Source organism: Bradyrhizobium sp. YR681 (assembly GCF_000282615.1).
In the GTDB taxonomy this organism is placed as follows: Bacteria; Pseudomonadota; Alphaproteobacteria; order Rhizobiales; family Xanthobacteraceae; genus Bradyrhizobium.
Genome location: NZ_AKIY01000227.1, coordinates 49,608 through 60,412 on the forward strand (window position 1 = coordinate 49,608; position 10,805 = coordinate 60,412).

General features: G+C 63.8%; 9 protein-coding genes. 7 read left to right on the plus strand and 2 right to left on the minus strand.

Features of this window, described 5'->3' with window-relative positions:
• Window positions 1-110 precede the first annotated feature (110 nt).
• Entirely contained in the window at window positions 111-872 is a 762-nt protein-coding gene (locus PMI42_RS24220) for a helix-turn-helix transcriptional regulator (protein WP_008138965.1), read from the plus strand.
• Window positions 873-929: 57 nt separating this feature from the next.
• Window positions 930-2,423 (plus strand): glycosyltransferase family 2 protein, encoded by a 1,494-nt coding sequence (locus PMI42_RS24225; RefSeq protein ID WP_008138966.1) that lies wholly within the window; start codon window positions 930-932, stop codon window positions 2,421-2,423.
• 52 nt (window positions 2,424-2,475) lie between these two features.
• On the opposite strand, the gene PMI42_RS24230 is transcribed toward PMI42_RS24225, so the two are convergent.
• Together PMI42_RS24230 and PMI42_RS24235 are read right to left on the minus strand one after the other, a co-directional pair.
• Window positions 2,476-3,696 carry an ABC transporter substrate-binding protein gene (locus PMI42_RS24230; RefSeq protein WP_008138967.1) on the minus strand — a complete coding sequence of 407 codons (1,221 nt, stop codon included), beginning with the start codon at window positions 3,694-3,696 and terminating at the stop codon, window positions 2,476-2,478.
• Between the two features lie 89 nt (window positions 3,697-3,785).
• Complete coding sequence (locus PMI42_RS24235; RefSeq protein WP_035966470.1) at window positions 3,786-5,336, minus strand: acyl-CoA synthetase; 1,551 nt, start codon at window positions 5,334-5,336, stop codon at window positions 3,786-3,788.
• Between the two features lie 265 nt (window positions 5,337-5,601).
• Between PMI42_RS24235 and PMI42_RS24240 the strand changes: the two genes are divergently transcribed.
• From PMI42_RS24240 to PMI42_RS24260, 5 genes are all read left to right on the plus strand, one after another.
• The gene (locus PMI42_RS24240) at window positions 5,602-6,738 is read left to right on the plus strand and encodes an acyl-CoA dehydrogenase family protein (RefSeq protein ID WP_008138969.1); all 1,137 of its coding nucleotides are present in this window, start codon (window positions 5,602-5,604) and stop codon (window positions 6,736-6,738) included.
• Between the two features lie 69 nt (window positions 6,739-6,807).
• A complete protein-coding gene (locus PMI42_RS24245; protein WP_008138971.1) occupies window positions 6,808-7,959 on the plus strand; it encodes an acyl-CoA dehydrogenase family protein in 1,152 nt (383 codons plus the stop codon).
• Between the two features lie 64 nt (window positions 7,960-8,023).
• Window positions 8,024-8,680, plus strand: coding sequence for a glutathione S-transferase family protein (locus tag PMI42_RS24250; RefSeq protein WP_008138973.1), 657 nt, complete (start codon window positions 8,024-8,026; stop codon window positions 8,678-8,680).
• 176 nt (window positions 8,681-8,856) lie between these two features.
• Window positions 8,857-9,657, plus strand: coding sequence for an AraC family transcriptional regulator (locus PMI42_RS24255; protein ID WP_008138975.1), 801 nt, complete (start codon window positions 8,857-8,859; stop codon window positions 9,655-9,657).
• Between the two features lie 197 nt (window positions 9,658-9,854).
• Window positions 9,855-10,721, plus strand: coding sequence for a beta-keto acid cleavage family enzyme (locus PMI42_RS24260; RefSeq protein ID WP_008138976.1), 867 nt, complete (start codon window positions 9,855-9,857; stop codon window positions 10,719-10,721).
• The last annotated feature ends 84 nt before the right edge of the window (window positions 10,722-10,805 follow it).

The window sequence follows — 10,805 nt, forward strand, 5'->3', positions numbered from 1 at the left end:
GCAATGTTCCGCCGCGGCCGGCCCGGGCGGGCCGCGGCCGGGTGGCCATGTGCGGTTTTGTGCTGGTTTGTCCGCCCTGCTAGAATGCTGCTCCCAAGGCAGGGTTGACGATGCAGATGCAGGCCGACAAGCAGCTTTCCGACGAGCAAAGCCGCGAGATCGCGGAGACCATCCGCGAGGAGCTGGCAAGGCGCCGGATCTCCCGGCAGGCGCTGGCCGAGCAGGCCAAGCTCAGCCTGTCGACATTGGAGAAGGTGCTCGGCGGCCGTCGGCCGTTCACGCTGGCGACGACCGTCCGGCTGGAGCAGGCGCTGGGCGTGTCCTTGCGCAAGAGCGTCGTCGTGATGGCGCCTCCAGCCGCAAACGATGTCGCGCCCGACAGCCTCGGCTCCTATTCGCACCGCGCGGTAACCTGGCTCGAGGACGTCTACATCACGCTGCGGCCGTCATTCGGCGACAAGGACGCGATCTTCGCCTATCGCACGGAGATCGTGTGGGAGCCGAAGGTCTCTTCGCTGGTCTTCCGCGAGGGCGAGCGGACCGATGCCGCCTATGAGCACACCGGCGAGGTTGCGGTGCCGCATCAGTCCGGCTTCATCTATCTCGTCATCATCAAGCACGGCCAGCATCGCGTGATCACTGTGTCGCGGCCGACGGTTGCCGGCGAGATGTATGGCATCATCTCGACGCTGCGCGCCGGTCCCGGCTCGCAGCTCACGCCGATCGCGGCACCGATCGCCTACGTGCCGCTCAGGAATGTTCCAAAACCGTCCCTGGGACGAGTCGCGCCCGACGACGTCAACCATGCATTGTATCGCAGCCACCTGCGCCGCACGGTGGAAGAGCCGTTCGCGCTGTTCCTGCCGGGATAGTTAGCTCCCCGAACAAAATAGTCCGGCGCCGCTGGCATATCCGTCTATAAGACGATCATGCAGGACGCGCCGGCACCATCTGGCGGCGGATCTCCGCTGTTCTCCATTGTCATCCCGCTGGACGACCACCGCGGGCAATGGCGGCAATGCTGGCTCGGCTGGAAATCGCAGACCGTGGCAGCCGCCCTTTACGAGATCATTCTCGTCCTGCCACCTGACCCCATGCTTCGCGCGGATATCGAGGCGCTCGTCGGCAACGAGGCGCATCTCGAATACAGCGAGTCCCATCATGACATTGAGTTGAGCGCGCTCGGTGCGACGAAGGCCCGCGGCAGCTACCTGTTCTTCACGGAATCGCATTGCCGGCCGGAACCCGACGTGCTCGAGCTCTGCGTGCGCGCCATCGCGGATCATCCGGATTGGGCGGGCTTTTCCTGCCGCTCGATTCCAAGTTGCCATAACGCGCTGTCGGAAGCCGAAGCTGCGATGTATCAATCCGATATCGAATTCGGCATGAAGCGGCATCCCTGGCTCAAAGTGCTCGACCAGTGTTTCGTGACACGACGTGACGTCTACGAGCAATGCGGGGGTCTGCGTCCGGATTTCGGCCATTTCGCCGAATGGGCCCTCGCCGCCAGCTATTACGCACGCGGTCATGTCGTCGGCTATCTGAAGGAAGCCTGCGTCCATCACTACTACATCGGCAAGCTCGACGAACTCAGGGCGTTCACGCTCGATTTCGTGCAGGGCGAGATCCGCTATCTCAGCGAGGAGCAACGCGATCCCGGCAGCGACCTGCTCGAAATTCCGGCCGAATGGAGCGAGCTGGATAACCTCGACGCTTCGCTCGCCCGCGCCGCGCTGAACGCGCTGGTACGCTACAGCCTCTCGGGCCGGGGTTGGAGGCGGCCCGACGAGAAGCTGCGTGTCTTCCTGCGCTGGGCTGCGGCAGCGCTGTTCGGCGATCGTCCCGCGCGCATCGCGGCGCGTCTCGTTGTCGCGCATGCGCGCATGGTTCTGACCGCGCTGACGGTGGCCGGATCAGACCAGGCCATTGCACGATGGATGAAGCGCTATATCGGATCGCTGATCCGGCTTCAGCGGCTCGATTGCATTCGCCGCGTTCGCCGGGGCGCGAGGCCCGTGGCGGGGCTTTTCGGCAACCAGGTCGTCGGGCAGCTTGGTTTCCATCGCATGGAATCCTCAGCCGGCCACACATTTTGCTGGAGCGAGCCGCAGGCCGCGGTCCGTATCAAAAGTGCTCCGGGCCGCAACCTGATCCGCATCCGAAGCCCTGCGCTGCGCGCGCCACTGGAGAAGATCGGTGCGCATTTCTATCTCGATGGCGCGCGCGTCGCTGCTTCGGCGATCGCAATCGGTCGCGACAGCTATACTTTGAATCTCGACCTGCCGGCCTCGGGCACTGCGATTCTCGCATGGTCATGTCCCGTGCTGAGGGGCGCCGGCGATTCGCGTCGTCTCGGCCTGTCCATCGTATCGATCGACATCGGCCCGGACACGTCCGAGGCCGAGAGCGCCGTGGCACGCTGAAAGAGAATAGCGGCCTTTCGGCCGCCATTCGATAACGCCATGCCGGCGCGAACTAGCCGCCGGTTTCGGCGCTGATGATGTCGCCGAACAGCTCCCACTGGCCCTTCTTGAACCGCCACATCTTGAGCTGCTCGATCGGGGCGAAGTCCGTCGACGAGGTGTTGATCTTGATCCCCGGGATCAGCGTGTCGGGGACGAAGTCTTTCAGGCTGGCAGCCTGCTTCATCACGTTCTCGCGGGTCAGATTGTCGCCCGACTGCTTCAGCACCTGAACCATGGTCTGGGCTGCGGCATAGGCGTAGACCAGATTGGCATCCGAGATGTTCGCGCCGGGCATGTACTTGTCGATGAACGTCATGAATTTCTTCATGCCTTCGTCGTCCTTCCACTGCGGATCCGATGCATCCTTCAGGTAGCCGGCCGACAGCACGCCTTCCGACGCCTCGAGGCCGGCCGGCTTCATCACCGCTCCGATGGATACCGAGACGTCGGTCATCAGGTGCATCGGCTTCCATTCGAGTTCGGCGATCTTCTTGATCGCCTGCGCCGCGAATTTCGGGGTTGCGATGTTCACGAAGACATCGGCGCCCGTGCCCTTGAGCTTGACGATATGGGCATCGATCGACGGCTCAGACGTCTCGTAGCTCTCTTCAGCCACGATCAGCTTCGATGCCTTGTCGCCGAACACGTCCTTGATGCCGGCGAGGTAGTCCTTGCCGAAATCGTCGTTGGCATAGAAGATCGCAACCTTCGCGTCCGGCTTCTCCTTCAGAATGTATTTTGCGAAGATCTGGGCCTCGACCCGGTAGCTGGGCTGGAAGCCCATGGTCCAGGGAAAGTTCTTCGGGTCGTTCCACTTGCTGGCGCCGGTGGCGAGGAAGAGCTGCGGCACCTTCTTGGCATTGTGATATTTCTGCACGGCGGTCTGGGTCGGCGTGCCCAGCGCGTTGAAGACGAGGAAGACCTCGTCGCTCTCGATCAGCTTGCGGATCTGCTCCACGGTCTTCGGCGGCGAATAGCCGTCGTCATAGGAAATCCAGTTGATCTTGCGGCCGTTGATGCCGCCCTGGTCGTTGATCATCTTGAAATAGGCTTCCTCGGTCTTGCCGATGACGCCGTAGGCGGACGCGGGGCCGGAATAGGCCTCGACATTTCCGATCTTGATCTCGGTGTCGGTGACGCCGGTGTCGTACGCCTTCTGCGCATGCGCGGATTGGGTCGCAAATAGCGTCAACGCTGTTGCTGCGGCAAGCAGGGCGAGTTTCTTGTTCATGAAAATTCCTTGGGGTTTTCTTTGGGGTTTCTTTGGGTTGGAGCAGGCACGTTGGAAAAACAAAAGCGCCCGCGAGAGGGGCGCTTTGATCAGGCGTTGGCGACTTTCCTGTCGACTTCGGAGGCCACCGAGAATTCCTTTCGCAAGGTCGGCTTGTGGATCTTGCCGGTGGCGTTGCGCGGCAGCGCGCCGACGAAGCGGATCTGGCGCGGGCATTTGAACCGCGCGAGATTCGCCGCGCAATGCGCGAAGACGTCGGCCTCGCTCAGTTGTTGGCCCTGCTTGACCGCGACGATGGCCAGCCCGACCTCGCCCCATTGCGGATCGGGAATGCCGATCACGGCAGCTTCGGCGATCGCCGCGAGCTGATGCAGGACGTTCTCGACCTCGGCCGGATAGACGTTCTCGCCGCCCGAGATGTACATGTCCTTCCAGCGATCGACGATGTAGTAGAAGCCTTCTTCGTCGATGCGCGTCGCATCGCCGGTGTGCAGCCAGCCGTCGGTGAAGGAGGTCTTGTTCGCCTCCGGCCTGTTCCAGTAGCCGGGCGTGATGTTCGGTCCCTTGACCCAGAGCTCACCGAGCTCGCCGATGGCGGCATCGCTGCCGTCAGGCCGCACGATGCGCACTTCCGTGTGCAGCACCGGCTTGCCGGCGGAGCCGGCCTTGCGCGCCGCATCCTCGCGATCGAGCACCAGCACGGCCGGCGAAGTCTCGGTCATGCCGTAGCCCTGCTGCAGCGCGACCCCGCGCGCCTCCCAGACTTTCAGCAGCGGCACCGGCATCGGCGCGCCGCCGACACCGCCGACGATCAGTCGGGTCAGATCGGTGGTCGCGAAGGCTGGATGCTGCGCCATGAACTGGTAGATCGCGGGCACGCCGAAGAACACATTGATGCCCTGCGCGGGATCGTTGATCAGGCCGAGCGCCGTGCCGGGATCGAAGGCGCGCATGATCATCACGGTGCCACCGGCATGCAGCACCGGATTGGTGTAGCAATTGAGCCCGCCGGTGTGGAACAGCGGCAGCACGGTGAGCAGCACCGAGGACGGGCCGATGCAGGCGGGACCGCCGAGGTTGACGCAATTCCAGAACGTCATGCCGTGGGTGATGGTCGCGCCCTTCGGATGCCCCGTCGTGCCCGACGTGTACATGATGGTCGAGACGTCATCGAGCGTGACCTCTTCCGCGCGTTCGAATGGCTTTGCTGCGGCGATGCCGGTTTCATAGGCGCCGCCGGGGCCGAGCAGCAGGCTGGTCGCTATGCCGCAGAGCTTTGCGACCTCGAGCGCGGTCTCGGCCAGATCGGCGTCGTGAATCATCACAACAGGCGCGCAATCGCCGGTGATGAATTGAAGCTCGGGAACGGTGAGGCGCGTGTTCAGCGGCACGAAGACCGCGCCGAGCCGCCCGCAGGCGAATTGCACCTCCAGCGTATCGGTCGTGTTCAGCGCCAGCACCGCGACACGGTCGCCGCGCGAGACGTTCAGCGTGTGACGCAGGAAGGAGGCGAGGCGCGAGACGCGGGCGTCGAGCTGCGCATAGGTGAAGCGACGCTCGCTCGCGAGGTCGATGACCGCGACCTTGCCAGGCGTGCGGCGGCCATGATGGGCGATCCAGTCGTAATGACGAACGGCCAAAAATCCCTCCCTCGGCGGTCTCGTGCCGCCTGCGTCCCTGTTGCCGCGCACCATGCCCGGCGTGGCCCTTGGGCCAGCCGGAGTTTGTGCATGGACGTTTTTTTTGATCCGGAGTTGGCCTGCGAGCGGCGAAAATCGTCTTGCGTTGAGTTGCTAAGATAATGACTGCGCTGAGTGGTTCCCCCAGCCAGCCACTCGGCGCAAGTGAACCGCAGATGTTCCAGCCATGGTGGATGAGACGAATCCGTCAGCAGCCGAGATTGCGATGAAGAGCCCGTTCTATACCGCCGAGCACGATGCCTTCCGCGATGTGATGCGCCGCTTCGTCGACAAGGAGATCACCCCCTTTGCCCATGACTGGGACGAGGCCGGCGAATTCCCCCGCGTGCTCTATCGCAAGGCGGCCGAGATCGGCCTGCTGGGGCTCGGATTTCCCGAGGAATATGGCGGGATCGCCGCCGACCAGTTCATGAAGATCGTCGCCAGCCAGGAGCTGGCGCGCGCTGGCGCCGGCGGTGTCAGTGCCAGCCTGATGAGCCACACCATAGGCTCGCCGCCGATCGCGCGGGCGGCGCGGCCGGAGGTTAGGGCACGCGTGCTGCCGCAGGTGCTCGCCGGTGAGAAGATTTCAGCGCTCGCGATCACCGAGCCAGGCGGCGGCTCCGATGTCGCTGGTCTCCGCACCAAGGCGCGCCGTGACGGCGATCACTACGTCGTGACCGGTGAGAAGACCTTCATCACCTCGGGCGTGCGCGCCGACTATCTCACTGTCGCGGTACGCACCGGCGGCGAGGGCTCCGGCGGCGTCAGCCTGCTGCTGATCGAGGGCGACACGCCCGGCCTGTCGCGCACAAAACTGAAAAAGATGGGCTGGTGGGCCTCCGACACCGCGACGCTGCATTTCGACGCGTGCCGGGTGCCGGCCGAAAACCTGATCGGCGAGGAGGGGCAGGGCTTCAAGATCATCATGCAGAACTTCAACAGCGAGCGCATGGGCATGGCGGCGGGCTGCACGGCCTTTGCCCGTGTTTGCCTCGACGAGGCCATCGCCTACGCCAAGGAGCGCAAGACGTTTGGCAAGCCGCTCGCCCAGCACCAGGTGATCCGCCACAAGATCGTCGACATGGCGCAGAAGGTCGCCGCCAGCCAGGCGATGCTGGAGCTGCTGGCGTGGCGGCTGGAGCAGGGCGAAAGCCCGGTCGCCGAAATCTGCATGATGAAGAACCAGGCGACCCAGACCATGGCGTTCTGCGCCTCGGAAGCGGTGCAGATCTTCGGCGGCGCCGGCTTCATGCGCGGCATCAAGGCCGAGCGCATCTACCGCGAGGTCAAGGTCAACGCCATCGGCGGTGGCACCGAGGAGATCATGAAGGATCTGGCGTCGCGGCAGATGGGACTATAACCGCTTTCTCCTCGCGTCATTCCGGGGCGCGAGCGAAGCGAGCGAGCCCGGAATGACGATGGAGAGAGAATGCTGTTTACCGCCGACCACGACGAAATCCGACGGAGCCTGCAGAAGTTCATCGCGGGCGAGATCAATCCTCACGTCGATGAATGGGAGAAGGCCGACATCTTTCCGGCGCACGAGCTGTTCAGAAAGATGGGCAGCCTCGGCTTCCTCGGGCTGAACAAGCCGGTCGAGTTCGGCGGCTCGGGCCTCGATTACTCCTACGCGCTGATGATGGCGGAGGAGCTTGGCGCCATCACCTGCGGCGGCGTGCCGATGGCGATCGGGGTGCAGACCGATATGGCAACGCCAGCACTGGCGCGATTCGGCTCGGACGAGGTGCGGCGCGAATTCCTGGCGCCCTCGATCTCCGGCGATTACGTCGCCTGCATCGGCGTCTCCGAGCCCGGCGCCGGCTCCGACGTCGCCTCGATCAAGACCGCCGCGCGTTCCGATGGCGACGACTACGTCATCAATGGCGGCAAGATGTGGATCACCAACGGCACCCAGGCCGACTGGATCTGCCTGCTGGCGAATACCGGCGATGGGCCTGTTCACCGCAACAAGTCGCTGATCTGCGTGGCCATGAAGAGCAAGGGCGTCACGGTCGCGCGCAAGCTCGACAAGATGGGCATGCGCTCGTCCGATACCGCGCAGATCTTCTTCGACAATGTCCGCGTGCCCAAGCGCAACCGGATCGGCGAGGAGGGCAAGGGGTTTACCTACCAGATGATCCAATTCCAGGAGGAACGGCTCTGGGGCGCTGCCGCCTGCCTGAAGGCGCATGAATACATCATCAACGAAACCATCGAATACACGCGCAACCGCAAGGCTTTCGGGAAGTCGATCCTCGATAACCAGGTCGTCCACTTCAAGCTTGCGGAGATGCAGACCGAGGTCGAGCTGCTGCGCGCGCTGATCTATCGCGCCGCCGAGCAGCTGGTCGCCGGCGAGGATGTGACGAAGCTCGCGACCATGGCCAAGCTCAAGGCCGGCCGGCTCGGCCGCGAGCTCACCGACGCCTGCTTGCAATATTGGGGCGGAATGGGCTTTACCAATGAGACACCGGTCAGCCGTGCCTATCGCGACAGCCGCCTGACCTCGATCGGCGGCGGCGCCGACGAGGTCATGCTGATGGTCCTGTGCAAGATGATGGGCACGCTGCCCAGCGCGTGATCCGGAAAAGTGGATGCCGGTTTTCCGGGAAGATCATGCTTAGACAATGCGAGGGGAACGCCTGATGATCACGCTCTATCACTGCGACGCCGCGCGCTCGTTCCGTCCGCTCTGGATGCTGGAGGAGATGGGGCTGCCGTATGAACTGAAGATGCTGCCGTTCCCGCCGCGGGTCTTCGCCAAGGAATATCTCGCGCTCAATCCGCTCGGCACCATTCCCTTCATGGTCGACGGCGAGACCAAGATGACGGAGTCCTCCGGCATCTGCCATTACCTCGGCACCAGATACGCGCCGACGCCGCTGATGGTCGACGTCGCGGATCCCGCCTATGGCGCCTTCCTGAACTGGATGTATTTTTCCGACGCCACGTTAACCTTCCCGCAAACGCTGGTGCTCCGCTACACCCAGCTCGAGCCGGAAGAGCGCCGTAACCCGCAGGTCGCGACCGACTACGCCAAATGGTTCCTGGGCCGGCTGCGCGCCGTCGAGGCAGCGACCGCGAATGCCGAAACCTTGTGCGCAGGACGCTTCACCGCCGCCGACATCGTCATCGGCTACGCGCTTCGTCTCGCCGACAATATCGGGCTCGCCAAGGACTTTGGGCCAAATGTCGCAGCCTATTGGGCGCGGTTGCAGCAGCGCGACGGTTTCAAGCGTGCGGTTGCTGCGGAGCAAAAGGCTGGCGCTGAGCAGAATGTTGCGCCGCGAGTGAGGGCGTAAGCATTCCGCAGGATGGGACTACGGTCTCATCATGGTTCCGGGCGCGACTGATCGTCGTCCCGGAATGGTAATCTTTTGCGCGTCATGACAGCGCTATCCCGTCGTGACAGCGCCCAAATTTCGGCTAAGGTGACCTCCGTCCGCAGCGGCCAGAGAGCCGCGCGAGGAGGACCCCAATGGAAGATAACGGTCGCGAATCCGACCATCTGATGCTGATCACGCCGGAGCGGGTCTTTTATGCCGGCCTGCTCGGCCGCCCCCGCAAGCGGACCCCGGGCTGCTGCCATGTCTATGTGGCGGTGAAGGGCAATCTGCACCTGACCATCGACGATGTCCTCGCCTCCGGCGAGCTCTTCGTCACTTTGCCGAACCAGCGGCATTCCATCGCCGGCGACTACCGCACTGCAATCAGCGTGACGCTCGAGCCGGAAAGCATGCCGGATGGAGTGATCGAGGCGCTGGCCGCCCGGCTGACCGGACCCGACCGGGCCGTCTATGCCCGCAAGATCCTCGCTGCCTACACCCTGCTGCGCCAGCGCCGTTACAACGACATTACCACCGCCGAATTCGACGAGATGTGTTTCGGCGAGGCGCTGCCGCGCCGCGTTCTCGATCCGCGCGTGATGCGCGCGGTCGCCCGCATCGGGCGTTTCTCCGGCGAGCCGGTGACGGCGGATACGTGTGCGGCGGAAGCCGGCCTCTCGGCCTCGCGCTTCCTGCATCTGTTCAAGGAGGAGACCGGCATCTCGTTCCGCTCCTTCCGCGCCTGGAAGCGCGCGCGGCATCTGCTGCATTTCGCCAACCAGGACCTCAACCTCGCCCATCTCGCGCAGGACATCGGCTATCCCGATTCCACCCATTTCAGCCACTCGATCCGCCGCTTCTACGGCTTGAAGCCGCGCGCGATCTTCGTCGGCTCGCGGGATCTTGCGATCTATCGCAGCACCGAGACGGTACGATTGGCGGAGGCAAGCTAGCGCCGCTCACGTAGGGTGGGTTAGCGCAGCGTAACCCACCTCTTTGGTCTCTGCGATGACAGAAGTGGTGGGTTACGCCTTCGGCTAACCCACCCTACGATTTCTCGCTTTTTGTCAGCTTCTCCGCGCAAGAAGCCGCATGCCCCGCATCACATGATCGCAAACGTTGAATTCTCAACGTGCGAGACATTTTTGGCATGAGCGACAAGGCCGTCATCACCTGCGCGCTGAACGGCGTGCTCACCGACCCGAAGCAGCACAACGTGCCCGTCACGCCCGAGCAGATGGCGCGCGAGGCCAAGGCTGCGTTCGACGCCGGCGCGTCCATCATGCACATCCATCTGCGCCAGCAGGCGCCGGGCAAGGGGCACCTGCCGTCCTGGGACGTCGCGGTCAGTAAGGAGATCCAGCAGGCGATCCGCGAAGCCTGCCCCGGCGTGATCATCAACCACACCTCGGGCGTGTCAGGTCCGAACTACAGCGGCGCGCTCGATTGCATCCGCGAAACGAAGCCGGAGATCGCGGCCTGCAACGCCGGCTCGCTGAATTACCTGAAGGTCAAGGCCGACAATAGCTGGGCCTGGCCGCCGATGATGTTCGACAATTCGGTCGAGAAGGTGAAGGACTATCTCGACGTCATGAACGCGGTCGGCACCATCCCCGAGTTCGAATGCTTCGACGTCGGCATCGTGCGTTGCGTCGGCATGTACACCCAAGTCGGCATGTACAAAGGCCCGCTCGAATACAACTTCGTGATGGGCGTCGCGTCCGGCATGCCGTCGGATCCCGAGCTGCTGCCGATCCTGATCAAGCTGAAGCGGCCCGAGGCGCATTTTCAGGTCACCGCCATCGGCCGCGAGGAAATCTGGCCGCTGCACCAGCGCTGCGCCGAGCTCGGCGGCCATCTGCGCACCGGCCTCGAGGACGCCTTCTATCTTGCCGACGGCAAGAAGGTGACGTCGAACGGCCAGCTGATCGAGGCCATCGCCGCCTGCGCCCGCCGCGCCGGCCGCGAGATCGCGAGCCCCGCCGAGGCGCGGAAGATCTTTGGGACGAACAGGTAGTCACACACTCCGTCATTCCGGGATGGCCCGAAGGGCCAGGCCCGGAATCCATAACCACGATCGGGAGTATGGATTCCGGGCTCG